24 protein-coding genes, 2 tRNA genes and 1 pseudogene are annotated in these 25254 nt (G+C 70.0%); 15 read left to right on the forward strand and 12 right to left on the reverse strand.

The window, feature by feature from the left end; all coding sequences use genetic code 11:
• Positions 1-11: 11 nt before the first annotated feature.
• On the reverse strand, positions 12-1103 hold the full coding sequence (locus ACGFMK_RS13640) for a dihydrofolate reductase family protein (RefSeq protein ID WP_392761817.1): 1092 nt from the start codon (positions 1101-1103) through the stop codon (positions 12-14).
• 55 nt (positions 1104-1158) lie between these two features.
• Here ACGFMK_RS13640 and ACGFMK_RS13645 point away from each other — a divergent pair, with 55 nt between their 5' ends.
• Entirely contained in the window at positions 1159-1428 is a 270-nt protein-coding gene (locus ACGFMK_RS13645) for a hypothetical protein (protein ID WP_392761820.1), read from the forward strand.
• Positions 1429-1449: 21 nt separating this feature from the next.
• Here ACGFMK_RS13645 and ACGFMK_RS13650 read toward each other — a convergent pair whose 3' ends face one another.
• From ACGFMK_RS13650 to ACGFMK_RS13660, 3 genes are all read right to left on the reverse strand, one after another.
• Complete coding sequence (locus ACGFMK_RS13650; RefSeq protein ID WP_392761821.1) at positions 1450-2682, reverse strand: aldehyde dehydrogenase family protein; 1233 nt, start codon at positions 2680-2682, stop codon at positions 1450-1452.
• Positions 2683-2922: 240 nt separating this feature from the next.
• Positions 2923-3645, reverse strand: coding sequence for a M50 family metallopeptidase (locus ACGFMK_RS13655; RefSeq protein WP_392761983.1), 723 nt, complete (start codon positions 3643-3645; stop codon positions 2923-2925).
• Between the two features lie 255 nt (positions 3646-3900).
• A complete protein-coding gene (locus ACGFMK_RS13660) occupies positions 3901-4818 on the reverse strand; it encodes a DNA-3-methyladenine glycosylase family protein (RefSeq protein ID WP_392761824.1) in 918 nt (305 codons plus the stop codon).
• Between the two features lie 165 nt (positions 4819-4983).
• Here ACGFMK_RS13660 and ACGFMK_RS13665 point away from each other — a divergent pair, with 165 nt between their 5' ends.
• The 3 genes from ACGFMK_RS13665 (at position 4984) to ACGFMK_RS13675 (ending at position 8209) form a co-directional block, all read left to right on the forward strand.
• Complete coding sequence (locus ACGFMK_RS13665; RefSeq protein WP_392761827.1) at positions 4984-5754, forward strand: class I SAM-dependent methyltransferase; 771 nt, start codon at positions 4984-4986, stop codon at positions 5752-5754.
• A 9-nt stretch (positions 5755-5763) separates the two neighbouring features.
• Positions 5764-7086 (forward strand): M20 family metallopeptidase, encoded by a 1323-nt coding sequence (locus ACGFMK_RS13670; RefSeq protein ID WP_392761830.1) that lies wholly within the window; start codon positions 5764-5766, stop codon positions 7084-7086.
• Between the two features lie 109 nt (positions 7087-7195).
• Complete coding sequence (locus tag ACGFMK_RS13675) at positions 7196-8209, forward strand: S1C family serine protease (protein WP_392761832.1); 1014 nt, start codon at positions 7196-7198, stop codon at positions 8207-8209.
• Positions 8210-8332: 123 nt separating this feature from the next.
• On the opposite strand, the gene ACGFMK_RS13680 is transcribed toward ACGFMK_RS13675, so the two are convergent.
• The gene (locus ACGFMK_RS13680) at positions 8333-8710 is read right to left on the reverse strand and encodes a DUF3224 domain-containing protein (RefSeq protein ID WP_392761835.1); all 378 of its coding nucleotides are present in this window, start codon (positions 8708-8710) and stop codon (positions 8333-8335) included.
• Positions 8711-8783: 73 nt separating this feature from the next.
• The gene (locus ACGFMK_RS13685; RefSeq protein ID WP_392761837.1) at positions 8784-10313 is read right to left on the reverse strand and encodes a helicase HerA-like domain-containing protein; all 1530 of its coding nucleotides are present in this window, start codon (positions 10311-10313) and stop codon (positions 8784-8786) included.
• A 114-nt stretch (positions 10314-10427) separates the two neighbouring features.
• Between ACGFMK_RS13685 and orn the strand changes: the two genes are divergently transcribed.
• The 3 genes from orn (at position 10428) to proP (ending at position 12733) form a co-directional block, all read left to right on the forward strand.
• Entirely contained in the window at positions 10428-11036 is a 609-nt protein-coding gene (gene orn / locus ACGFMK_RS13690; protein ID WP_392761840.1) for an oligoribonuclease, read from the forward strand.
• 74 nt (positions 11037-11110) lie between these two features.
• A tRNA-His gene (locus tag ACGFMK_RS13695) sits at positions 11111-11186 on the forward strand.
• A gap of 119 nt (positions 11187-11305) precedes the next feature.
• Positions 11306-12733: a glycine betaine/L-proline transporter ProP gene (proP, locus tag ACGFMK_RS13700; protein WP_392761985.1), complete on the forward strand. Its 1428-nt coding sequence runs from the start codon at positions 11306-11308 to the stop codon at positions 12731-12733.
• Here proP and ACGFMK_RS13705 read toward each other — a convergent pair.
• On the reverse strand, positions 12730-13407 hold the full coding sequence (locus tag ACGFMK_RS13705; RefSeq protein WP_392761842.1) for an alpha/beta fold hydrolase: 678 nt from the start codon (positions 13405-13407) through the stop codon (positions 12730-12732). The genes proP and ACGFMK_RS13705 overlap by 4 nt on opposite strands.
• 75 nt (positions 13408-13482) lie before the next feature.
• Here ACGFMK_RS13705 and ACGFMK_RS13710 point away from each other — a divergent pair, with 75 nt between their 5' ends.
• Positions 13483-13821: a winged helix-turn-helix transcriptional regulator gene (locus tag ACGFMK_RS13710; protein ID WP_392761845.1), complete on the forward strand. Its 339-nt coding sequence runs from the start codon at positions 13483-13485 to the stop codon at positions 13819-13821.
• On the opposite strand, the gene ACGFMK_RS13715 is transcribed toward ACGFMK_RS13710, so the two are convergent.
• On the reverse strand, positions 13818-15014 hold the full coding sequence (locus ACGFMK_RS13715) for an Ig-like domain-containing protein (protein ID WP_392761846.1): 1197 nt from the start codon (positions 15012-15014) through the stop codon (positions 13818-13820). The genes ACGFMK_RS13710 and ACGFMK_RS13715 overlap by 4 nt on opposite strands.
• 166 nt (positions 15015-15180) lie before the next feature.
• Between ACGFMK_RS13715 and ACGFMK_RS13720 the strand changes: the two genes are divergently transcribed.
• Positions 15181-15253, forward strand: a tRNA-Lys gene (locus ACGFMK_RS13720).
• Positions 15254-15651: 398 nt separating this feature from the next.
• Here ACGFMK_RS13720 and ACGFMK_RS13725 read toward each other — a convergent pair.
• On the reverse strand, positions 15652-15990 hold the full coding sequence (locus tag ACGFMK_RS13725; protein ID WP_392761847.1) for a tyrosine-type recombinase/integrase: 339 nt from the start codon (positions 15988-15990) through the stop codon (positions 15652-15654).
• A 340-nt stretch (positions 15991-16330) separates the two neighbouring features.
• Here ACGFMK_RS13725 and ACGFMK_RS13730 point away from each other — a divergent pair, with 340 nt between their 5' ends.
• From ACGFMK_RS13730 to ACGFMK_RS13740, 3 genes are all read left to right on the forward strand, one after another.
• A complete protein-coding gene (locus ACGFMK_RS13730) occupies positions 16331-16939 on the forward strand; it encodes an RNA polymerase sigma factor (RefSeq protein WP_392761987.1) in 609 nt (202 codons plus the stop codon).
• Positions 16932-18107, forward strand: coding sequence for a CU044_5270 family protein (locus ACGFMK_RS13735; RefSeq protein WP_392761850.1), 1176 nt, complete (start codon positions 16932-16934; stop codon positions 18105-18107). The genes ACGFMK_RS13730 and ACGFMK_RS13735 overlap by 8 nt, the downstream gene beginning before the upstream one ends.
• Positions 18108-18425: 318 nt before the next feature.
• On the forward strand, positions 18426-18914 hold the full coding sequence (locus tag ACGFMK_RS13740) for an ATP-binding protein (RefSeq protein ID WP_392761852.1): 489 nt from the start codon (positions 18426-18428) through the stop codon (positions 18912-18914).
• A gap of 759 nt (positions 18915-19673) precedes the next feature.
• On the opposite strand, the pseudogene ACGFMK_RS13745 reads toward ACGFMK_RS13740, so the two are convergent.
• Positions 19674-19988, reverse strand: a pseudogene (locus tag ACGFMK_RS13745) (hypothetical protein); the annotation flags it as partial.
• Between the two features lie 41 nt (positions 19989-20029).
• Here ACGFMK_RS13745 and ACGFMK_RS13750 point away from each other — a divergent pair.
• Complete coding sequence (locus tag ACGFMK_RS13750) at positions 20030-21859, forward strand: GAF domain-containing SpoIIE family protein phosphatase (protein ID WP_392761857.1); 1830 nt, start codon at positions 20030-20032, stop codon at positions 21857-21859.
• 127 nt (positions 21860-21986) lie between these two features.
• Positions 21987-22340: an STAS domain-containing protein gene (locus ACGFMK_RS13755; protein WP_392761858.1), complete on the forward strand. Its 354-nt coding sequence runs from the start codon at positions 21987-21989 to the stop codon at positions 22338-22340.
• 77 nt (positions 22341-22417) lie between these two features.
• Here the strand turns inward: ACGFMK_RS13755 and ACGFMK_RS13760 are convergent, their stop codons facing one another.
• Positions 22418-22891 carry a hypothetical protein gene (locus tag ACGFMK_RS13760; RefSeq protein ID WP_392761860.1) on the reverse strand — a complete coding sequence of 158 codons (474 nt, stop codon included), beginning with the start codon at positions 22889-22891 and terminating at the stop codon, positions 22418-22420.
• Positions 22892-23627: 736 nt separating this feature from the next.
• The gene (locus ACGFMK_RS13765; protein ID WP_392761861.1) at positions 23628-23798 is read right to left on the reverse strand and encodes a hypothetical protein; all 171 of its coding nucleotides are present in this window, start codon (positions 23796-23798) and stop codon (positions 23628-23630) included.
• A 155-nt stretch (positions 23799-23953) separates the two neighbouring features.
• On the opposite strand from ACGFMK_RS13765, the gene ACGFMK_RS13770 reads away from it, so the two are divergent.
• On the forward strand, positions 23954-24403 hold the full coding sequence (locus ACGFMK_RS13770; protein ID WP_392761864.1) for an ATP-binding protein: 450 nt from the start codon (positions 23954-23956) through the stop codon (positions 24401-24403).
• The last annotated feature ends 851 nt before the right edge of the window (positions 24404-25254 follow it).

Raw genomic sequence — 25254 nt, forward strand, 5'->3', positions numbered from 1 at the left:
GGCCTTTCGCGTCAGAACTCGAGGTGGGTGTTCTCGCGCTGGACCTCGGGGGTCAGCGCGGGCACCTCGACGACGTGCCGCCCGGCCTGCCGCAGCAGCTCGGTGCCCTGGGCGTCGACGAAGACGGGGGGCTCGCGCCAGGCGAACACGACCCGCGGGATCCCGGCGTCGAGGATCAGCCGGGTGCAGCTGCGGGGGTGCGAGCTGCGGTTGCTGCACGGTTCGAGCGAGCTGTACATGGTCGCCCCGGCCAGCCGGGGATCGCCCACACACTTGGCCAGGGCGGCTTCCTCCGCGTGGTTGAGCGGATCGCCTTCCCCGGAGTGCCCGGTCGCGATGACCTCGTCGTCGGCGTCGACGACGACGGCCCCGACGCGGAAGGTGTGACTCGGCGGGCATTCGGCGGCGAGCGCGATGGCCTCCCGCAGCCGCTGGACGTCCCGGCCGGTCGGCTCGTCGGCCGCGCGGTACTCGAGGATCGCCATGCCGGTGAGCTCGCGGGCGCTGGTGAGGCGCAGCGGCCGCGGGAAGAGCCCGGGCCCGACGAACCGCGGCGCGTCCGGCTGCCCGACGAAGAACGGCGCGATCGCGAGCCGCAGCTCGTCGGCGAGTCCTTCGGCGAGGAACCGCGTGTGGATGCCGCCACCGCCCTCGACCAGCAGGTTCTTGATGCCGCGCGCCCCGAGGTCGTCCAGGACGCGACCGAAGTCGGGCGGATCCCCGGCGTCGACGACGGTGGCGACGTCCTTGAGCGCGTCAGCCGCTCCCGGCGGCGCGTAGACGATCTTTTCGGTGTCGCCGGCGGTGAAGAACTGCGCACCGGGGTCGAGGCCGCGGGTGGTCAGGGTGACCTTGACCGGCTGCTCGGGTTTCCCCTGATCGAGGCGTTGCCGCCGCAGCTCGGGCGACCGCACGAGCAGCCGCGGGTTGTCGGCCCGCACGGTTCCGGCCCCGACCAGGACGGCGTCCGCCTCGGCCCGCAACCGGTCGACGATCGCGAAGTCGTCCTCAGTGGACAGCACCAGCCGTTCGGGTGACGTGTTGTCGAGAAAACCGTCGAGCGACTGCGCGGCGGAGAGCAGGACGTGCGGCCGGTCGATCACCCGGCCCAGTATGCCGGGCCGTAACACCGCGGGCGATCGGGACGTCCTAGGAACCATGACCACGCGAGGCTGGCAGAAGGAGCGGACGATCACCACGCTCGACACGGTGGGCCGCCGGGTGGCGGTGACGACCGGCCTCACCCGCGACCCGGAGGGCCGCCTGGTGGCGGTCATCGCGGTCGGCGACGGCCCCACGGCGATCTTCCGCCACCTGAACGACCTCGACGACCGCCCGGAGCTGGTGGCCAACGCGGCCGACACCGCGGCCGACCTCCACACGATGACGGGTATCGCGCCGGTGCGGCAGCTCCGGCGCCGCCGTTAGGGTCGGCGGCGCCCGCGCCGCTCAGGCGGGCAGGACCGCGTACTGGCGGACGTAGAGGTCTGTGTACGTCACCGGGCCGCGGGGACCCGGGACCTTGTCCAGGTTGATGCCCGTTTCCGGGACCGCGAGGAGCTTGAAGCCGTCCAGGAGGCGGGTCGGAGCGTTCCAGAAGACGCCCGTACCGGTGTAGCCGTCGAAGAACGCGTCGGCGGCGGCTTCGTCCTCGGTCGCGATGCCCGCGGCCAGGCCGGAGGTCTGCTCGTTCGCGATCTCGACGGCGTCGGCCAGGGCGCCGACCTTGGCGACCGTGACCGTCGCCTCGTGGTCGGAGTCCAGGGCCCACTCGTAGCCGATCGCGTGCTCGTGCGGCGCGAGCGACGGCGTGACGCCCCGCTCGGCCAGCGCGTCGGCGATGCCCGGCCAGACGTCGTCGTGGATGTTCTCGTGGATCAGCAACAGGTTCAGCCGGTTGCACACCCCCAGCCGGTCGAGGCTGGCGAAGACCAGGTCGCGCGCCTTGGTGACGTCGGCGCCGCGGTCGACGTACAGGACGCCGCCCCCGTCGGCGTGCGCGAGGGTGCGCACGCCGTGGACCGCCGCCTCGGTGGCGAGAGCGCGGGTGCTGTCACCGCTGCCGCGCAGGATGACGAGCGGCACCAGGTCCGGCAGCCGCACCAAGGCGGACGCCGCCTCGCGTTCCACCCGCGGCACCAGCTGGACGCAGTCGGCGTCGATGCCCGCCTCGGTGAGCGCCGGCGCGATGACGACGTCACGCAACCGCTGCGCCGAACCGAGCGCCGCCGAGCCGGTGCGCAGCACACCGGCGTTGCGCGACTTGACCAGCTGCGACGCGACGTCGACGGTCACGTTCGGGCGCGCCTCGTAGTTCGCGCCGATCACGCCGACCGGACGGCGCCGTTCGACCAGCCGCAGCCCGCCGTCGAGCGTGGACACCTCGACCGAGCGCTCCTGGTGCGGGGCACCGGCGAGCAGCCGCAGTTGCTCGGCCATCCCGGTGAGCCGCTCCGGGGTGATGGTGAGCCGGTCGAGCAGACCGGCGCTCATCCCCTCGGCGCTCGAGCGCTCGACGTCGGCCCGGTTCGCCTCGAGGATCTCGTCCCGGTGCGTGAGCAGGCGCTCGGCCATCCCGGCGAGGGCGGCGTCGACGGCCTCCGCACTGGCGGCGGCGAGCGACGGCGCGGCCAGCTTCGCCGCCCGTGCGCATTCCTCCACGGCCTTGGCGACCTCGTCCATCGTTCGGCTCCCTCCGGCGGACCAGCGAGAGACCAGTTTGCCGCATGCACCCGGCCCGGTGGCCAGGGGCTCCGTCACGACCACGAGCGACGGCTGCCCGCGACGAGACAGCGCCGCCCGCACATCGAGGACGCCAGGTGCCCCACGCCGGACCGGACGACACCGCGGACCGGACGACACCGCGCCGTGGTTCGGGCAGCCGATCCGCGGTCACCGGCCCCAGCCGGTCGCCGGTGCCGGTCAGGCGGCCACGGGCTCCAGCAGCCACAGGCCGCCGGCGATGAGGCAGCTGACCGTCGCCACCGCGAACACCAGGACCCACAGCACCGGGGGCACGGCCGTGAGGCGGCCGAGCTGGTCGGCGTCGGAGTCACGGGCCTGGCCGCGGCGTCGCTTGGTCTGCAGCTCGATCACCGGCCGGACCCCGCCGAACAGCAGGAACCACGTCAGCAGGTAGCCGAACGGTGCCTGGACCTCGACCGGCGCGACGAAGGCGACGAGCGCCAGCACGACCGCGCTGACGACGACGGTGAACACCCCGTAGGTGTTGCGCACCATCACCAGCACGCCGAGCAGCAGCAGCGCGACGAGCACGAGGACCGTGCCGACCAGGTCGTTGCCCAGCAGGCTGGCGAACAGCAGCCCGAGCACCGACGGCGCCAGGTACCCGGCCATCGCGGTGAACGCCATCCCCGGCCCCTCGGGCTTGCCGCGCGAGACGGTGACGCCCGACGTGTCCGAGTGCAGCTTGATGCCCTGGAGCCGCCGGCCGACCAGCACGGCGGCCAGCGCGTGCCCGGCTTCGTGCACGATGGTGACGACGTTGCGCGCCCGCCGCCACGGTGTGCCACCGACGAGCACCACCAGCAGCGCCACACCCCCGGCGACCAGGGTGATCACGGCGGGCGTCTGGGCCTGCTCCAGCAGTGTCCCGGCCGGGTCGGCAGCGGCCTGGAGGGCCACCGGGACGTCACGAGCCGTGCTGCCGAGCGCGAGTTGAACGGGCGAGCTCACCCGGACACCTCACCACAGGCGACATCTGGCTACGGTGAGTCCCCGCCTCAGGCGGGTTCGCGGCTTCCGGTATTGGGTCGGATCGTCGGTGTACCTCCTTCCTGCGGGTCGGGGTGGCCCGCTCCGTAGCGCGTCGGGGCAGGTGCTCGACGCAGGAGTTCGTTCGGCAACGAACCCTGTACGAGCAGGACAGACGGGCTCAGGTCATCGCGACTCCCGCATCCGGGCCTCGCCCTCCACCCGGAACAGGAACGACGCCCAGCTCCGGAACGGTGCCCAGGCCTCCGCGATCTCCGCCAGCTCGGGGACACCCGCGTCCGGGAGGTGGTAGGCCTCGCGCATGATCTCGTGCAGGCGGCTCTCGCCTCGCGGGAAGACGTCCGGGTGCCCGGCGCCGCGGATCAGGATCAGCTCCGCGCTGAACCGGCCGACGCCCGGCAGCTGCTGCAGCTGGTTGAGGGCGTCTTCCGCCGGCATCGCCCGCAGGGCCGCCGCGTCCAGCAAGCCGTCTGCCGCGGCCTGGGCTATTCCACGCAAGCGCTGCAGCTTGTGGGCGGGCGCACCCGGCAGGTACTCGAGCTTCGCCAGCTCCCTCGGCGCCGGGAACGACGGCAGGCGTACGCCGCCGACGTCGACCTCCGTGCCGAGGCGGTCGGTGAGCCGGCGGCGCAGCCGCACCGCCTGGGTCATCCAGATCCGGTGGCTCAGCACCGCCCAGCACGCCGCCTCGTACGGCGACGCGAACAGCACCGGGCGCAGGCCCGGGTGCAGGTCCTGCAGCAGCGAGACGACCGGATCGCGGCGGCCCGCCGCCGGGAACGCCGTGGCGTCGACGTCCAGCGAGCACATCCGCGTCACCTGGGCCACCACCGCCTCGGTGTGCTCCTCGGGGCCGTGGACCTCCACCTCGACGGCATCCGGCGCTCTCTGTCTCAGGACCGCGCCCGCCGGTGTCCACGCGCCGTCGACCGGGAACGCCACACGGAGCGCTCCGGGCTCCGCGCCCGCTTCCGGCCGCCCGGCGGGCGCGAAGCCCATCAGGAACCCGGCGGCCGCGGCCAGGTCGAAGCCACCGTGGATCAGGATTTCCGCACTGGGCGGGGAAAGGGTCGAAGCTGTCATGTCTCCTCCTCGGAGCGGTGAGCTCGGCGGATCCGAACCTCGCCGACGACGTTAGGAAGGACCACCGACAATTTCCGAGCCTCGAACGCCTGAGCCCGGCGTTGTTCACTCGGTCGAGTGACCGCGGCTTTGACATACTGCCGGTATCCGACAACGGGAGTGCCTGTGCCGACGACCGCCCTCGACCGGCTCGACCAGCTGCTGCAGACCCCGGCGGAGGCCCGCGCGGGCTTCCTCGACCTGCTCGGCCCCGCGGACCAGGCCGGCCCGCCGACCGGGATCACGCAGCGCCTGATGCGCACCGCCCTGCTCCCGCGGGTCTACGAGCGGTACTGGCGTCCCGCGCTCGGCCGCGCGCTGAAGGGCCCGGCCGGCCCCAGCATGGCGGGCGAGGTCCGGCTCGCCACGAAGCTCCTCGACCTGAAGCCGGGCCAGACCGTGCTCGACGTCGCCTGCGGCACCGGCCGGTTCACCCGTGCGTTCGGGGCGGTCGTCGAGAAGGGCGGGCTCGCGATCGGCCTCGACGGCGCGCGCACGATGCTCGCCAAAGCCGTCGCCGAGGGTGGCCCGGACACCGTCGCGTACCTGCGCGCGGACGCGGTGCGGCTCCCGCTAAGAGAGTCCACAGTGGACGCCGTCTGCTGCTTCGCCGCGCTTCACATGTTCGCCGAACCGGAGACCGCGTTGGACTCCTTCGCACGCGTACTGAAACCAGGCGGCCGGATCGTGCTGCTCACCAGCGCCCGCCGCGGCCGGCAACCGGTGCGGCTGCTGGAGTCCCTGGGCGGGATCGTCAGCGGGCAGAAGATGTTCGACCGCGGCGAAATCGCGGCGAGCCTGCGCGCCCGCGGCTTCACCGGCATCACCGAGCGGTACGCCGGGGTGACGCAGATCGTGGCGGGCCGATCGGCGCGCACTGTCGGGGGTGGCGGTTAGCATCGCCCCATGACCCACGCAGATCCCGTCCCGCCCGACGACAGCTACCTCCGCTCCCTGGTCGAAGCCACGGCCGAAGCGGTGGCGGCGGCCGAACCGCTGCCGTCGGCGCACACCGGCGCGGACGAGGCGACGCGGGCCGAGGTGACCGCCGCGGTCGAACGCAGCTCACCCGATCTGGTGGCGTTGAGCCAAGATCTGCACGCCCACCCCGAGGAGGGCTTTCAGGAGCACCGCTCGGTGCGGGCCCTCGCGGACCTCCTGAACCGTCATGGCCACGAGGCGACCGTCGGCGTCGGCGGCCTCGACACCGCGCTGCGCGTGAGCACACCCGGGCGGGACGGCCCGCACATCGCCGTCCTCGCGGAGTACGACGCGCTGCCCGGCCTCGGCCACGCGTGCGGCCACAACGTCATCTGCACCACCGCCGCGGGCGGCTTCCTCGGCGCGGCCACGGTCGCCGAACGGCTCGGCGGGCGCGTCAGCCTCATCGGCACACCGGCCGAAGAAGGCGGTGGCGGCAAGGAAATCCTGGCCCGCGCGGGCGTCTTCGACGACGTGGACGCGGTGATCATGCTGCACCCGTTCAGCCACGACGTCGCGCTGCACCCCTTCCTGGGCCGCCGTCAGCTGGAGATGGTCTTCCACGGCGTCGGCGCGCACGCTTCGGCCCAGCCGTTCATGGGCCGCAACGCCCTCGACGCCGCGGTCGCCGCCTACCAGGGTGTCTCGGCGCTGCGGCAGCAACTCCCGCAGAGCGATCGCGTGCACGGCGTGTTCAGCGACGGCGGCGCTAGGCCGAACGTCATCCCGGCCCGCGCCGCACTGCTGTTCTACCTGCGTTCCCAGAACCCCGAGACCCTGCGCGACCTGGCCGCCCGCATGACGTCGATCGCCGAGGGCGCGGCGGCGATGACCGGCTGCGGCGTCGAGCTGATCTGGGACGCCCAGGCCGCCTACCTGCCGATCCGGTTCAACACCGCGCTCGCCGGGCGCTGGTCGGTCAACCAGGCCGGCACCGGCCGCAGGCCGCTGCCGCCGGGCATCGTCCCGGAGTCGCTCACCGGGTCGACCGACCTCGGCAACCTCTCCTACCGGATGCCGGCGCTGCACCCGATGCTCGGGATCTCCGGCCCGACGGTCGCGTTGCACACCAAGGAGTTCGCGGCCGCGGCCGGTTCGGAAACGGGTGACGCGGGCGTGCGCGACGGCGCGCTCGGACTGGCCCTGACCGCCGCGGACTACCTCGGCGACGCCGAGCTGCGGAAGGCCGTCCACGACGAGTTCGAGGCCGCGGGAGGTGCGCTGGACGTTCCGTCCTTCTTCGACTGAGGCACGCGGAAAGCCTGAGAACCGCCTGAGTTTTCTCAGCTGATTCTTCTCAGCAAAGCCTGAGGGATTTCCACAGGTTGTTCACAAGCACAGGCGCGAATCTTGGTTCATGACCGAGAACGAGAGTCGGCCCGGCCCCGCCTCCACCGGTGGGCACCAGCCGCACCAGAGCACTCAGCAGTACGGGCCGTACGCGCAGTACGCCTACCACCAGCAGGCGGCGCCGAATCCGCTCTTCACCCCGCAGCCGCCGCCGGCACCGCAGGCGGTCAAGAAGCCGCGCAAGGGCGGCCGGGTCGCGATGCTGGTCGGCGCCACCGCGCTCGGCGCGGCGCTGGTCGGCGGGGTCGGCGGCGCCGCGATCGTCGGGCTGACCGCGACCTCCGCGGACGGCACGACGTCGGTGAGCGCACCGGCGGCAACGGGGCAGACGGTCGCCAACAGCACTTCCGGCGACGTCAGCGGCGTCGCGGCGAAGGTGACGCCGAGCGTCGTTCAGATCAACGTCACGACCGGCCAGGGCGAGGCGATCGGCTCCGGCGTCATCCTCACCGCGGACGGCCGGATCCTCACCAACGCGCACGTCGTCGACGGCGCCCAGAACGTCGTCATCACGACGTCCGACGGCACCAAGTACCAGGCCAGCGTGGTCGGCGCGGACACCAAGGCGGACATCGCGGTGGTCCAGGCGAAGAACGCGAGCGGCCTGACGGCCGCCAGTCTGGGTGATTCTAGCAAGCTCGCCGTCGGCCAGGAGGTCGTCGCGATCGGCTCGCCGGGCGGGCTGCAGAACACCGTCACGACCGGCATCGTCAGCGCGCTGAACCGGAACCTGTCCGACATCGGCCAGGGCGGCGGACAGCAGCAGCAGTCGCCGTTCAACCGCACCTCGAACCAGACCAGCGACTCGCCCAGCTACACCGCGATCCAGACGGACGCCTCGATCAACCAGGGCAACTCCGGCGGCGCGCTGGTCGACGCGAACGGCAACGTGATCGGGATCAACTCGGCGCTCTACAGCCCGACCGCGTCGGCGAACGGCTCCGCGGGCAGTGTCGGGATCGGCTTCGCCATCCCGATCAACGACGCCAAGAAGATCGTCGACCAGATCGTGAACAACTGAAAGGCGTGGACGGGCCGTAATCGGGGCGGCCCTCCCAGTCCTCCCGCGTCGGGGCGCGGAGGACATCCGGCGAAGGCCGTTTCGAGAGTCAATCGGGGGCTCTCGAAACGGCCTTTGCGCTGGCTACAGCTCGTACGTGAGCGTCAGGGTGTGGTTCTGCTCCGCGTCCATCTCGATGTTCGCGGTGCCGGAGATCCCGGTCAGCTCACCCGAGCCGGAGCCGGTGAGGATCTTCAGCGTCAGGCCGCTGTCGTCGGCCGTGTGGTGCAGGACGAACGCGCCCTTGCGGCCGTCGACCGAGACGGCGAGACGCTCGAAGGCGACGTACGCGCGCGAAGTCGCGTTGGACGCCGTGAGCATCTCGACCGTGCTGGTCCCCTCGACCGCGCCGGTGAACGTCTTGGCGATCGCCACGCGGGCGAACTCCGTGCCCGCGGCCTCGTCGGTCGCCTGCGGCTCCCACTTGTCGAGGACGAACGACCCGGTGGCGGTGCTGGTCATGGCTAGTTTCCCCTGTTCTTCGAAGGTGAGTGCCACCTTCGCAGCGATACCTGACAGGTCGCGTCAGGTTTTCTCAGCGCTTCCGGTTGCCGAACAGCCCGCGCGTGATCTCCCGGCCCAGCGCACTGGCCGCGGACCGCATGAACGACTTCACGGCCGGGTTCTTCATCGCCGACTCCACGAACCCGGGCTCTTCCTTCTCCTTCTTCGGCGCGGGGGCAGGGGCTTCGGGAGCAGCTTCCGGGGCGGGCGCGGCGACCTTCGCGGCCAGCTTCTCGTAAGCCGACTCCCGGTCGATCGTCTCGGCGTACTTCGCGTGCAAGTCCGACGAAGCGACCGAAGCGGCGATGGCCTCCGCGCCGATCGAGCCCATCTTCGACCGCGGCGCCCGCAGCCGCGTCCACGCCACCGGCGTCGGCGCACCCCGCTCCGACAGCACCGTGACGATCGCCTCGCCGATGCCCAGCGACGTCAACGCCGTGTCGAGCTCGCAGAACTTCGTCTTCGGGTAGGTCTTGACCGTCTTGGCCAGCGCCGCCTGGTCGTCCGGCGTGAACGCCCGCAGCGCGTGCTGGATCCGCGCGCCCAGCTGCGAAAGCACGTTGTTCGGGATGTCGGTGGGCAGCTGCGTGCAGAAGAACACGCCGACGCCCTTCGACCGGATCAGCTTCACGGTCTGCTCGATGCGCTCGAGGAACGCCTTCGACGCGTCGTTGAACAGCAGGTGCGCCTCGTCGAAGAAGAACACCAGCTTCGGCTGGTCGAGATCGCCCTCCTCGGGCAGCTCCTCGAACAGCTCGGCCAGCAGCCACATCAGGAACGTCGAGAACAACGCCGGCTTCGCCTGCAGGTTGTCCAGCTCCAGCAGCGTGACAACGCCCTTGCCGTCGTTCTGCCGCATCAAGTCGTGGACGTCCAGCTCGGGCTCGCCGAAGAAGTCCTCACCGCCTTGGGCCTCGAGGTTGGACAGGGAACGCAGGATCACCCCCGCCGTCGCGGCCGAGACGCCGCCGATGCCCTTGAGGTCCGCCTTGCCCTCGTCGCTGGTCAGGTGCGTGATGACCGACCGGAGGTCCTTCGTGTCCAGCAACGCCAGCCCGCGCTGGTCGGCCCAGTGGAAGATCAGGCCGAGCGTCGACTCCTGCGTCTCGTTCAGCCCCAGCACCTTCGACAGCAGCACCGGCCCGAAACTCGTGATCGTCGCCCGGATCGGCGAGCCCTTCCCGCCGGTGCCCAGCGACAGGAACTGCACCGGGAACGCCGTGCCCGCCCAGTCGTCACCCAGCTCCTGCGAGCGCTTCGACACCTTGTCGTTCGCCTCGCCGGCCGCCGCGAGCCCCGACAGGTCACCCTTGACGTCCGCGAGCACCACCGGCACCCCGGCCGCCGACAACTGCTCCGCCACCAGCTGCAACGTCTTCGTCTTGCCCGTCCCGGTCGCCCCCGCGACCAGCCCGTGCCGGTTCAGCGTCGCCAGCGGCAGGCGCACGGCGGCGCTCGCGTCCGCCTGGCCGTCGATCACCACCGCGCCCAGCTCCAGCGCGGCACCCTCACTCGCATAACCGGCGGCGATCTCGCCCGCCGGGGACCCCTGCTCCGTCACTCGCGACTCCCCGATCTGTGTCCTGCACCACACCGATGGCGGCCTCGCGAGCGTAAACGCGCCGTACGCGCAGGTAACGCACCTCTCATCCCCGTGTCGGGTTAGGGTCACCAGGTGACCGACCGCCTAGTCTGGATCGACTGCGAAATGACGGGGCTCGACCTCGGCAAGGACGCGTTGATCGAAATCGCCGCCCTCGTGACCGACGCGGAGCTGACTGTGCTCGGCGAGGGTGTGGACATCGTCATCCACGCCGACGAGGAAAAACTCGACGGCATGCCCGAGATCGTCCGCGAGATGCACGCCCACTCCGGCCTCACCGAAGAAGTGCGCCGCTCGACCGTGAGCCTCGAAGAAGCCGAACGCCGCGTCCTCGAGTACATCCGCGAGTACATCCCCGAACCGGGCACCGCGCCGCTGGCCGGCAACTCCATCGCCACCGACCGCGGCTTCATCTCCCGCGACATGCCGGCCCTGGACGCGCACCTGCACTACCGCCTCGTCGACGTCTCCTCCGTCAAGGAGCTCGTCCGCCGCTGGTACCCGCGCATCTACTACGCCAAGCCGGAAAAGGGACTGGCCCACCGCGCCCTCGCCGACATCAAGGAATCGATCGGCGAACTCGACTACTACCGGCGCGTCGCCTTCGTCCCCCAGCCCGGCCCCACCAGCGACGAAGCCAAGGCCGCGGCCGCTGAGGTGCAGGAACAGCACCAGGGGTAACCCCCTGAAAAACCAAGTGCGGGCACCCGCTACGATTACGTCATCGAGGTGATCGCACGCGGTTGCCTCAGATGGTGGGCGTAGCTCAGCTGGTAGAGCACCTGGTTGTGGTCCAGGAGGTCGCGGGTTCGAAACCCGTCGCTCACCCCATCACCCCGGTTTGGTCGGGCCTTCGTGGCCCTTCACCAAGCTGGGGTTTTTGTTTCCCACGGTGATCGGCCGTTGGTGGCAACCCTCACGACCGGATGGCTCAGCGTGCGAGCGGCCGGTTGCCGGTGCACCGTGGAGCGGTGGGAATTTCAGGGCCGAAGATCCGGGGTCGGAAGAAGAAGCTGCGGTACGAGGACATCACCGTCGTCGACCAGTCGCTGCTCAAGCGGGCGGTGGGGGCCGCCGCGCTGGGCAACGCCATGGAGTGGTTCGACTTCGGCGTCTACGCCTACATCGCCGACACCATCTCCGAGGTGTTCTTCCCCGCCAGCGTGGCACCCGGGGTGCGGCTGATCGGGACGTTCGGGGCGTTCACCGCCGCGTTCCTCATGCGGCCGCTCGGCGGGCTCGTGTTCGGGCCGCTCGGGGACCGGATCGGACGGCAGAAGGTCCTCGCCGTCACCATGATCATGATGGCGATCGGCACCCTCTGCATCGGGCTGATCCCGTCGTACTCCTCCATCGGCGTCTGGTCGCCGATCCTGCTCGTGCTCGCCCGGATGGTGCAGGGCTTCTCCACCGGCGGCGAGTACGGCGGCGCGACCACGTTCATCGCCGAGTACTCCCCCGACAAACGCCGTGGCTTCATGGGCTCCTGGCTGGAGTTCGGCACGCTGTCCGGGTACGTGCTCGGCGCGACCGTCGTCACCGCGATGAAGACCTGGGTCCCGCACGAGACGCTGCTCGACTGGGGCTGGCGGGTCCCGTTCCTCGTCGCCGGCCCGCTCGGCATCATCGGCCTCTACATGCGACTCAAGCTCGAAGAGACCCCCGCGTTCCAGAAGCACGCCGAAGAGGCCGAGAAGCGCGGCCGCTCCGGCGAGCCGTTCTGGAAGATGTTCACCGACTACTGGCCCGCGCTGCTAATCTGCGTCGGGCTGGTGCTCGTGTTCAACGTCACCGACTACATGCTGCTGTCGTACATGCCGACGTACCTGTCCGAGCAGCTGCACCTCGACGCCACGCACGGCCTGCTGCTGATCATCGTCGTGATGGTCGTGATGATGCTGATCATCCTGGTGGGCGGCCGGATCACCGACAAGGTCGGCCGCAAGCCCGTGATGATGGCCGGCTGCCTCGGTTACCTCGTGCTGTCGTGGCCGCTGATGCTGCTGGTGCACGACGGCGGCCTGGTCCTCACCTTCCTCGGCCTGATGGGCCTCGGCCTGCTGCTGCTCTGCTTCGAGGTCTCGATGCCCGCGGCGCTGCCCGCGCTGTTCCCGACCGCGATCCGCTACGGCGCGCTGTCCATCGCGTTCAACATCTCCGTGTCCCTCTTCGGCGGCACGACACCGCTGGTCATGCAGGCCCTGATCTCCTCGACCGGAAACGACTTCTGGCCGGCCTGGTACCTCATGGCGGCGGGCGCGGTCGGCGCGGTCGCGGTGTACTTCAGCCGGGAGACGGCGAACGAGCCGCTTTGGGGCTCCGGCCCGGCGGTCGAGACCGAGGCCGAGGCCCGCAAGCTCGTCCGCGACTCGGGTTAGGCCGCCTCGAGCAGCAGCTCGGTCAGCTCGACTGGCATCGTGATCATGCAGTCGTGGCCGGTCGGCAGCTCCCGCACCGGTTCACCCGCCGGGACGGGACGCCGGGTGATGCCCTTCGGCTGTCCGGCGACGCAGTGGATGTGCGTGCGCGGGATCGCCTTCGCCGCCGGGTTGTCCAGGCGGACCGGCTCGGTGAGGCACCGCACCGGCTGGTCCGACAGCATCGAGCGCAGCCAGGTGACGTCGTCGGGATCGGTGACGCCGAACAGGCCCATCGGCGGTATCCGCCAGCCGTCGACGGCCTGGTCGATCAGCTGTTTCGTGATGGGGAGGACGTCGGCGGCGGTCTCGCCGTCTTCGGGGACCATCGCGTCGAGGAACACCAGGCGCGCGATCCGCTCCGGGACCCGGTCGGCGACGCCCGAGACGACCATCCCGGCGTAGCTGTGCCCGACGAGCACGACGTCGTCGAGCCGCTCGCCTTCGATCAGGCCGGCGATATCGTCGATGTGGGTGCCGAGCCCGACTTCGGGGCTCAGCAGGTGGGCCTTGTCGCCGTAGCCGGTGAGCGACGGCGCGAACACGCGGTGCCCGGCGGACTCCAGCAGGGGAACGACCCGGTCCCAGCAGCGCCCGCTGTGCCAGGCGCCGTGTACCAGCAGAAATGTGGACATGTCACCATCGTGATCCACTCGGCGCGCACCGGGCAATACGGCACTAAATGGTGCCCCGGTTCTCAGGAGGTAACCATGCAGGACCCGTGCCAGGCACGTGAAGTCCTCGGGATCGTCGGGGACAAGTGGGCGCTGCTGGTCGTGCGCATGCTCAAGGACGGGCCGCGGCGGTTCACCGAGCTCAAGCGGTCCATCGACGGCATCAGCCAGCGCATGCTCACCGTGACCCTGCGCGACCTCGAGCGCGACGGGATCCTGACGCGCACGGTCCTGGCCGTCATGCCACCGCACGTCAGCTACGAGCTGACGCCGATGGGCCGGACGTTGCGCGAAGCCACCGCGCCGCTGCTCGAGTGGAGCATCGAACACCTGCCGCACATCGACGCCGCCCGCGCGGCGTACGACAACCGCTAGTTCGCGGCGGCCCGCCACTCGTCCCAGGACAGCTGCCAGACGCTCCAGCCGTCGGTCGGCTCGAGCTTGGGGCCCCCGCTGTTCTGGACGGTGACGATGTCGCCCTTCTTGGACGTGTCCATCAGCCACTTCGTGTTCTCGGTGGACAGGTTCAGGCAGCCGTGGCTGACGTTGCTGTGGCCCTGCTGCCGGACCGACCACGGCGCGGAGTGGTAGAAGATGCCGCTGTAGGACAGGCGGATCGCGTACTGGACGTAGGTGCGGTACCCGCCGGGCGCGTCCTCGGGAACGCCGTAGGTGCCGGAGTCCATCGTGTAGCCGGTGTGCTCGCTCATGACGGTGTAGTTGCCGGCCGGCGTGTTGTGGCCGGGCTTGCCCATGGAGGTCGGCATGGTCTTGACCACCTGGTCGTTGACCGAGACCGTCATCTGGTGGGTCTGGCCGTCGGCGACCGCGACGAGCTTGTCGCCGACGGTGCCGCTGATCGCCTTGTCCTCGCGGCCGTAGCTGCCGTTGCCGAGCGGCTTGCCGTAGACGGCGGCGTCGACCTTGATCTTGGTCCCGCTCTTCCAGTAGTCCCTCGGCCGCCAGGTCACCTGCTTGTCGCCGGACCAGCGGAACGCGCCCTCGGTGGCCGGCTCGGCGGTGATCTTCAGCGCCTTCTCGGCCGCGGCCTTGTCGGCGACGTTGCCGGTGAAGGTGAAGATCAGCGGCAGCCCGACGCCGACGGTCTCACCCTCGACGAGGTTGACGGAGACGCCCAGCTGACGTGCCGGCTTGACGGTCGTGAAGCTCGACTCCGCGGTGACCGGCTTCCCGTCGGTACCGGTCGCCGTCGCGGTCAGCTTGTAGGCCTTGCCGTACCCGAGCGGCTCGGCGGACTCCCAGCCGGCGCCGTCCGCCCGCGGCTTCCCGGCGACGGCCTTCCCGTCGGCCCCGGTCAGCTTCACGTCCCCGACCTTCCCGTCGGCGACGGCGACGGTCACGGGCTCACCGGGCGCGACGTCCTTGGCGTCCTTGGCCGGGCTCAGCGTGAGCACGGCCGGCTTCACCACGGGTTTCGGCGCGGGCGTCGACGTCGCCGCCGACGGCGGTTCACCCGAAGGAGTACCGCTGCTGCACCCGGCCACCGTGAGGCCGATCACCCCCGCGGCCACCAGCAGCCGCACCGTCATGCCGGTCGAACGCCTCATGCCACCCGCCTGTTTCGTCGTCCATGTCCGGCTCCAGTGTGCCCGACCAGGCCGGACACCGGGGCGCGAACACCCGAACCCACGTAAGGCGACCCCCCTTGAAACGGGCTGCGAAGCTGGTGCTAATCTTTTCCACGTCGCCGAGGGAAACCTCCGGCAGACACCGGCGCCATTAGCTCAATTGGCAGAGCAGCTGGCTCTTAACCAGCGGGTTCGGGGTTCGAGTCCCTGATGGCGCACCCCACTGAATCGAAGCCCACCTGCGGGTATCCTTGATCACGAGGATCTTGCCGGTGGGCTTTGATCATGAGTGAGACCGGCGAGGGACCGAATGGGGTCAACCCCGCGGGGCACTTGGTCCTCTTAGGACGCCTGTACGGCGCAGCCGCGGCAGTGACGGTCCGATTTCCACCGCCTCAACGCCTCTGACATCTCCCACGCCGAAATCAGGTGCGAGGCGACCACTTGTTCACTATTGCAAATCTGGAGCGCGGGTATTCAACGAGCTGGGTCAGGACTGCCGCCGACGGTCCACTGCGACTCGCTTCGTTCTACGATCTCCAGCTCGGTCATGGGCGGCTCGGCTGCGTCGACGATCTTCTTCAGGTTCTCAGAGCAGCTGGCGCACGGGGTCCTTCTACGGTGCGACCTTGTGTGCCGACTTCCGCGTCGACCCCGGCCTGCGGTGCTTCTTCGTTCCGTAGTGGCGTGTGGCTTTCCGGGAGTCGCGGCGGACCTTCTTCGCCGTCCGCCGCGCCGCTTTCATGACCAGATTGGCGGTGGCTTCGGCCGCCTGGCAGGGCAGCACGCTGGTGTAGGTGTCGGCGGTCAGCACGATCCTCGAGTGCCCCAGCATCGCCTGCACCACCTTCAAGTCGTTCCCGGCAGCCAGCGACAGGCTCGCCGCACCATGGCGAAGGTCATGCAGCCGGATCGACGGCAAGTCCGCGCCAGCGATGAGCTTTGCGGAAGGCATGAGTGAAATAGCCGGGACTCCGCCGGGAGCGCCAGCGTGACCGCGCCGTGACGCAGGCCATGCAACGTCGCCAGCGGCAACCCAGATCGGTGTCGACCCAGTCACCGTCGAGCTGCCCCTTGGCCGCATCCTGGCACGCGATTGTGCCTGACCAGTACCAGAACCGTGTCCGATCTGGTTCGCCACCTCAATCTCTCGGCGGGCCGAGCCGGCGACCGGATGGCTCCTCGACCGAACGCCGACCACCAGAAGTGGGTTACGTGGGTGGCCCACTTCGGAGACCCGTTCGTGCGGCCCGCGTGAACGCTTCCGCCGCGCAAACCCAATACTTGCTGTGACTATGACGCGGCAATCAACTCCGGCAAGCGGTGATGATCGGCCTGACCTGCGCCGCGGTGATCTCGAGGAGACTTTCCGGCGTCTGTTCGACGAGCACGCCGCGGTCCTGCACCGCTATCTGGTCGGGAGGATCGGTGTCGACATTGCCGGTGACCTGCTCAGCGAGACGTTCCTGATCGCATTGCAGCAGCGCGACCGCTACGACGCTGAGCGAGGAAGCGCCCGGTCCTGGCTGTTCGGTATCGCGACGAACCTGCTGCGCACGGAGGTCCGCAACGAGGTCGCTGCCCAACGCAAACAGTTGCGCCTGGCCGCGCACGAGCACAGCAGGCGGGTTGTGCACGGGCATGCCGATCGGGTAGCCGAACGGATCGACGCGCAGACCCGGGTGCAGCACCTGGCTGGGGCGATGGCGCAACTCTCGCCGAACGACCTGGACGTACTGCTGCTGACCAGTTGGGCGGAACTGGCGCCGACCGAGATCGGCGAGGCGCTCGGTGTTCCCGCCGGCACCGTGCGCTCCCGCTTGCACCGGATCCGGCGCTTGCTGAAGGCGTCCGCGGCAGCCAGCTCCGCGCGCGATGAGGAAGGAGTACGGGCCGATGACTGAGGACAACGTCCACCGCTTGTGGACCGACGAAGAGCTGGACGAAGGGCTGATCTCGATGCTCCCCGGCGAACTCGCCAACCGGCAGCCCCTGGCCGAGGCACGAAACACACTGTTGAACGCAGTGCGCTCGCTCGAAGGAAAGGACACCCTGGTGGCCGACACCGACCCAGTGACCGAGCCGACACGAAAGCCAGGACTCCCCGCCGGACGGCGCTGGTGGCTCAGCGCGGCGGCCGCCGCGGTAGTGGTCGTCGCCGTCGGCGCCACTGTGGCGAGCACCGGCGGAGACCACGGTGCCCCCTCGGCCCAGTCGACGTCGTCGGTGCCGGCGGTGAAATTCGCGTCGGTGCAGCAGGCCCTGGACAAAGCGGCCGACATGATCCATGTCACGGGCGAGGCGCCCATTCCCGCAGGGAAATTCCGGTACACCGAGACCCGCGGCTGGTACCTGGTCGCCAGCAACGAGCCCCGGTTCGCTTTCCTCGCCGAAGAGCTGAAGCAGACCTGGCAGCCGAGCGATTTCGACAGTGAATGGCTGCTCAAGATCAGTCAGACGGGGAACAAGCAGTGGCTGCTGGGCAACGAGCAGACCCCCACCACCGAGGGCCAGAACAAAAACGAAATCCGTCAGTCCGGTGAGTGGCGCGCGCGGGGTGGCCAGTTCCCCGAGAAAGCGTTGATCTTCGCCGGCCGGGGCGCCGGCAAATGGAGCGCACCCACCAAACAGCAGCTGGCCGACTTGCCCCGCGACCCGCAACAGCTCTACGACCTCATGCTCAAAGATCCCTATCTGGCGAACAAGCCCCGCGGCGGAGGTGTGCTGGCAGTCGCGGCCACTCTGCTGAAGACCGGTGTCGTACCCGCCGATCTCAAGGAAGCGGTGTACCGCGCGGTGGCCAAGATCCCCGGGCTGAAGATCACCGCGCAGGTGGCGAACCTCGACGGCCGCAAGGGCGTCGCCCTGGGTGTCACACCCCCGGACGGTGGCTATCTCTACGAGATCATCGTCGATTGCGACACCGGCGAGTTCATCGGGGAACGGACGACCCAGTTGATGCCAGGAGGCGACGCGGGGATCGAAGGCATCAAAGCCGACACCGTGACCTCCTACAGTTCGGTCCACACCGCCATCACCGACCAGGCGGGGACCGTTCCAGCGGGAAACTGACCGGCCAGAGTGGGCTCGGCACTCGCTCGGGGCGGGTGCCGGGCCCACTTTCCGCTCGGTTGCGAACCGGCATCTGCGAGCCCGCACCTCCGATCAAACAGTCAAAGCTGTCGCCGTTGCGTCGGTGTCGCGGTTGTCGGCGTACTGAGTTGTTGGCTCAGTCGTGTACGGATGAACGTGCTTGGCGTCCTCGTTCGAACATCGCTTGCGGGACGCCCGGCGAGCCGGACGTGGCTGACGTCCCTCATGCCGATGGGCGGGCGCCTGAGCGTGTTCCCCACCCGCGCCGCCGCGCTCACCGAGAGCGCGTGAGTTGCCATGTCCGTCACCACACCCACCGACGCCGCCACCGAGCTGCCCGCCACGCCGAGCGCAGCGCCCGAGGACACACCGGACGACGACTACCTCAAACCCGGGGCGCCGAACCTGCGACATCAGGCGGTGCTGGCCGCGCCCGCGCAGCTGGTTCGCATGCGCGAGCAGCTCACCACGTGGGCCGGCGAGACCGACCTGAGCGTCGAGCAGGTACAGGCCCTGGAGCTGGCGGTCTACGAGGCCATGGCCAACGTGGTCGAGCACGCCTACCCCGGCCGCATCGGCACGGTGACCCTCCACGCCGTTTGGCACGGCGACACCGTCAGGGTCACCGTCACCGACCACGGACAATGGCAGCCCGCTCCCCGCCCCGGTCTTCTGCACGGACGCGGCCTTCCGCCGATTCATACTCTCGCCACGACCGCAACCATCGAATCCACCGCAGCGGGCACCACGGTCACGATGACGTGGACCCGCGCACCTCGCGCCTGACCGCCGTCGCCCACGCTCGCGGTGGCCTGAGAACCGTCGACGCGGCACCCTCAGTGAGAACTGGAGGGGGTGAACGCCGGTGAGGGGGCGTTCGACTCTGCCCACCCGTCTTGCGAGAGGCACAATGCAGCCAAGTCGCAGGACAGTGGGCCCGGGCGCCGGCGGCCCAGGTTCGCGGTCCCGGCACAGCAGCGGCGCCAGAGCGCACGCCGTCCTCGGGATCGTTCCCGCCAGCCTTCGCGCAGCGGCCAGCCGGCCGTCACCGGTTGAAGTCGCGTCTTCGAGGACACAGTTCGGGCGGGTTGCCTCGCGGAGATGCTCGAGGCGGTGTGGAGCGGGCGCGTACCGCAATGGCCCAGGTACTCCGAGCCCGCCGGGGGCGACCGTGAGGCTGACAAACCGCGCCAGCAGATTGGCACTGACGCTTGCCGGGAGCAAGGCGACATTCTGGCGTTCTTGAGCGGGGTTCCCGCCGCTGTTTCGGATGTAGCGCTCGTCATCGAGGAGTCCGAGCTTGTCCTTCTGCACCGCGGCCGGATCGAGCTGACCGTTGCAGACCAGGTACGGCTGTCCGGGCATGATGGCGTGTGTCCGCCACGTCGTGCCGCGCATCGCGCCGTTCGCAGACACTCGCGTCGAGTTGCGCGAAGTCGGGGCTTTTGCTGTGGTGGCTCGCATCATGAACCGATGCGCGACCTCCGTGCGGTCGAGGTTGACGATCTCCAAGCTGTCGAAGTCCAGCACCGCGACGTTCACCAGACCGGTGGCGGCGAGCCGCAGAGCGACGTCGAGTCCGATGCTGCCGACGCCGACCACCAGGACTCGTGTCCGAGCCAGGCCGGCTTGGACGATCTCACCCCAGGACGAGACGGTGCGCACTTGGCTGGCCGTCGCGAAGGGCGCGGGACGAACCCGGTCATTCCCGGTGATTCGCCAGCGGGTGCCCTTGCCGACGCGGCTGCCGAGGAAGCCGCACACTGGATCATGGCGTTCGCCATCGACCGGGTCGCCGGACGCTTCGCCGACGTCCACCTGCGTGGCCGAGACCACGGTTGGGTATTTGGTCCTCGTCACGCCCCACGAGCAAGGAAATCGACGGTGCAGGTGCTGCTGCGATGACCGAAGACGCCCACGCGCCGCTGGCCGATCCCGGCCGGCTGGCCGCGCTGGCCGAGACCGGGCTGGGCAACGAATCCGACGTGGCGCTCGACGCGCTGGCCGAACGCGCGCGGCAGCGCGTCGGCGCCCCCGTGGCGCTGGTTTCCCTGGTCACGGACCGGGAGCAGGTCTTCCCAGGCTTGGCGGGACTCGGCGAGCCGTGGGCGCACACCCGCCGCACGCCGCTCTCGGCGTCGCTGTGGCGGCACGAGGTGGTGACCGGTGCGCCGCTGATCATCGAAGACGGCGCCCTCGATCCGCGGTCGCGGGACAACCCGGTGGTCGCGGACATCGGCATCGGCGCCTACGCCGGGCTCCCGGTCACCGACGCCGCCGGTCGCGTCCTGGGCAGCCTGTGCGTCATCGACCACCGGCCCCGCCGGTGGCGCGAGGACGAGCTGGCCGTGCTGGCCGACCTCGCCCACAGCTGCTCGCTCGAGGTGCGGCTGCGCATCGCCACCCGGGACGCCCACCACGAACGCGCCCGCACCGACACCGCCGAGGCCATGCTGCGGGTGGCGTTCACCCGCTCCCAGCTGCTGCTGACCGCGTCGCAGGCCCTCGCCCGCGCCGACGACATCTCGCAGCTGCGCGAGATCGTCACCGACCTGGTCTCCGGTGACCTGAAACCGGCCTACGTCGGGCTCACCCTCACCGAAAGCGGCGGCGACCTGCGCCGCATCGACGACCCTCTGCAAGCACTCGGCCCCGAGTCCGGCGACGCGTTCTCCCATGTCGAGGACGACACACCGATCGCGCTGACCGCCCGCGAAGGGAACCTGCAGCTCTACCCGGACCCCGAAGCCATCGCCGCCGCGTTCCCCGAGACCGCGCAACGCCGCTACGCCGAACTGGGCCTGCACGCGATCACCTGCGTCCCGCTGCCCGGACCGGACGGCGTCGCCGGCGTCCTGCTGTTCGGCTGGGACACCCCGCACGACGTCGACGTCCACGAGCAAGCCGTGATCACCACGCTGGCCGGCTACGTCGGACACGCCCTGGAACGCGCCCGCTTCGTGGAAGACCGCGTCACCGTCGCGCGCGAGCTGCAGGAGGCGATGCTGACCCGGCTTCCGGACCTGGCCGGAGTGCGGCTGGCCGCCCGCTACCTGCCCGTCGGGCGGCTGGAGCAGGTCGGCGGCGACTGGTACGACGCCATCGACCTCAACGCCGTCGGCGGCGCCGACCGCGACGCCGTCGCAATGGCCGTCGGCGACATCACCGGCCATGACATCCACGCCGCCACGCTGATGGGCCAAGTCCGCAGCATGGGCCGGCAGGCGGCCTGGGAGCGTCCCGCCGGACCACCCTCGGCCATCCTCGCCGCGGTCGAGCAGGCCTGCGCCACCACCGGGATCGGCGCGACCGGCACCGTGCTGCAGGCCCACCTGCGCCCCGACGCCGGCGACCGTTGGCTGATGCGCTGGGCCAGCGCCGGGCACCTCCCGCCGATCGTGCGCCACCCCGATGGCACCACCACGGTCCTGACCGGCGCGGACCTCATGTTCGGCTACCCCGAGCTGCGCAAAGTCCCGCTCACCGATCGCCAGGTGCGGCTGGGGCCGGGCGACACCGTCGTGCTCTACACCGACGGCCTGGTCGAACGCCGCGGGAGCGACCTGGACGTCGGCATCCGCCGCCTGCGCGACACTGTCGCCGCGCTGGACCCCACCGACCCGGCCCGGTTCGTCGACGACACCATCCGCCGCATGCTGGGGAACGGCACCCCGCACGACGACGACGTCGTCGTGCTCGCCGCGCACCTGCCCGCGACCGATCGGCGGTGACCGGCCGCGCGCAGTACCGTCGACTCCATGTGGTGACACGCCCTTGCCGGGGAGATCGCCATCCCGCCCGTCTCGCGGACCGCGTACCGCCGGTCATCGCATCCCCGGCCTGGAACGAGGTCCGTCTGTGACCGCCCCAGTTTTCCTCGGCTCGATCACCCCGCGTGAAGGAGCCATAGTGCTCGCCTTCGCCGGTGAACTGGACCTCGCGACCGCACCCGAAGCCCGCACCATCGCCGTGCAGGCGCACGAGGAAGCCGCCGAAGCGGGCAAGAGGCTCGTGATCGACTTGCGCGCGGTCACCTTCCTCGCCTCGGTCGGCCTGGAACTGCTCGCCGATCACCGCAGTCGAGCCACCGACACCGGCGTCACGATCGCACTGGTCGCCACCACGCGGGCTGTCACCCGTGTGCTTGAGGTAACCGGCCTGAGCGCCCAGTTCACCACCTACGCCGACGTCGAGACCGCGGTCGCCGACTAGCCTGTGCCCCTACGGGCATCTCGAGCCATCAGCCAGCGAGGCGAGTTCGAGCCGGCCCGGGGCGCCAAGGACGACCTCTACCCGTTCACCCCGGCCCGGTTGTGCTTCACCTGCGCAACATAGGCGTTCGAAGGCGGCAGGTAGGAGAGCACCAGCGCGAGCACCGAGATCGCCGTGCTGACGTAGTTGACGGCTGTTCCGGAGGTCGCCAGGAGGGAGGCGACCTGCAGCAGTGTGACGATCGTGAGGACGATCCTCGCCCAGTTCCGGCCCGCCTTCAGCTTGAAGCTGAGCAGCAGGTACAGCAAGGCAAGCACGACGAGCACACCGATCCCGACGGCCTGCGCGACGGTCGCCGAGTGCTGGATCTGGTCCTCGGTGAGGTGCGCCCCGCCGTTGTTCACGCCCGTGCGCAACGCGTCGGCGAGCTCGTCCCGATAGCCGAGCAGCAGCCCCGCGCCGACGAGCGCCGAGACGGTGGAGACGAGGTAACCGAAGAAGGCGGCAACCAGCGTGCCCGGGGGATTTCCGTTGAAGGTTCGCGTTTCCATCATGCGAAGCTAAGCCCGGGTCCGGTGCGTCCACCGCCTGAAAGCGCCGATTTCCGACCGCGGTACTAGCGGCCGCCGCGAGCCTCATACCGGGGTATGAGGCTCGCGGCAGCGCCGGCGCTGCCGCGAGGCTCACGACCTCAGCCAGCTCACCGATATCCGCGAGCACCTCGTCGAGCACCGGAGCCGGCAGCAAGCCGGACGGAGTCGTCAGCGTTTCCGACAGGCGGCCGAGCACCTCGAACGTTCCGCCGGAGTGCTCGCCGGCACTCCGCCGGGTCCGTCTGCCCTCGACGATCACCGAGAATCGAGGCGGGGAAGAGCTACGGAAACCTTACGGCGTGTGGGTGGCCTGACGGCCGCCGAGCGTGCGGCGCTGCTGCGTGGCGGAGGCCACCCGGCCAGCTCACCACTACGCACTGCGGTCACGCCCGGCTTCGGGAGGCCGGTTCCAGCCGCACCACCCCGGCCACCCCCAGCCGGAACAGCCTCTGACGCACGGGGCCGATACTCGAACGAGAAGCGGTCCGTGGTCGAAGCACCGCCGCGCGATCTTCATCTGCGGTACGACGGCTTTCATGACAGGTACGTGACCTCCGACAGGTCGACGAGAACGTTCGCGCCCGCCGGGTCGACTGTTGCCTCCGGGATTCGGTGCAGCCCGCAGGTTCAGGTTGCTTCGTTCAGCCAGGACACCTCGCTCCAGACCGGAACTTCCGCCCGGCCGGCAGGCGGTTCACCGGCCCGCTCTGTCCACGGAGGTCACGACCAGGGCGGCACAGCGCGCCAAGGAGATGTGCCGCTCGCGCGCCATCTCCCTCAGCTCGGCACCGGCCCTCGCGGTGCCGAGGCCCCGGGCGGCGAGGATGGCGACCGCGCGGTCGACGTCACTGAGGGGCACGGTCATCCTCTTGCGAATCCGCATGACAAACCTCTCGCTGCACTACTTCGTCGCGCGTGAGTACCCCCGGGGATCTCCTCGTAATCGCGGAACCGCACGTCACCCTGGTGGGCGGTGGCCCATGTTCATCCGGGACTCCCACGGGGTATCTCCTCAGCCGGATGCCCCGTGAGTGGTCGCGGGGCTCGGCGGAAGGCGAGCACCCGATGACGATCGAGCAGACGCGGCCCAGTACCGACGAACTGCGGGTCGTCGCGCTGGAGGTGGCGGACGACCTCAACGAGCTGGCGGCGGTGCGTGCCTGGGCCGACCGGCTCCTGCTCGACCTCCCCGACGACCTGCGCCACGACGTCGTGACGGTGGTCGACGAGCTCACTTCCAACGCATTGCGCCACGGCGAACCCCCTCGCCAGGTCCGGTTGCTGCGGCGCCCGAACTGGCTGTGCATCGAGGTCGACGACGCGTGTCTCGATCCCGCGTGCTCCCAGCCGTCCATGGGTGCCGCGCCGCACGGGCTGGTGCTGGTCGCGGGGCTGAGCGTCGCGTGGGGACAGTGGCAGCGCTCGACGGGGAAGACCGTGTGGGCCGAGATCACCCTCGACGCGCGGTAGGGAACCCGGCGGCGATCTGCTGCTGACGCGGCCGGCCGGCTGTCACGGGCACAGGGCAAGTCCGGCTTCTCGAATGGCCGTGATCACGGGGTCAGCTGGACCTGCTCCGGCTCCCCCAGGGCCCAGGGGTGTCGTCGGGCGGAGTTTCCCGGCGGTCGCCCGGCCCGGCGGGCCGGGTCCGGCCGAGGTCGTTGGCAGTACCGACGAACACCGGCGTCCGTGTCGATCCACTTGAGACGATGCGCAGCGTAGATCAACGACTGCAGCGAAAGCTTGTCGGCCCGGTTGGCGGGCCGGATGTTTTCAGTCTTCGCTTCCGGTTCGTCCCAGATGGACTCGGGATCGGCCGGTTCTCCGCCGCGTCGAGCAGCAGACCCTCGAGCAGGCTGCCCAGGAGGATCATCGCCGCCAGGTGGCATCCGTTCGCACGGCACTTCTCGACCTCGATCACTCGCTGCCCGAGGACGGCGACGAGCCGCTTGTCCGTGACGATCTCGCTGACTGGCGTCGGCTGGGCCAGCTCAAACAGCAGTGGAACGTCAGCCTCAAGTTCATGAGCGAGGTCACCTACCGCAACGCGATGACAACGGTGTCGAACCGCGGCTGGCGACGTCGGGAGCCAAGCCCCATGCCGCTTCTCGAGCAACCTTCGCTGCTACCTCGCGCAATCGAACTCCTCAAGACCGAGACCGACGTCGATGAACTCGCCCTCGCATCCGAATGCCAGGCACCTCTGAGTCTTTCCGGACGATCACGGCGCGAGCCCCCAACCGACTCGAGGCGCCGAAACGTTGCCGCAAAGCTAGGGCGCTGCAAAGCCTTCACGACCCAGCCGCCGACACTGGGCCGAC

Origin of the sequence: Amycolatopsis sp. NPDC049252, from assembly GCF_043197175.1 — a bacterium.
Lineage (GTDB): Bacteria > Actinomycetota > Actinomycetes > Mycobacteriales > Pseudonocardiaceae > Amycolatopsis.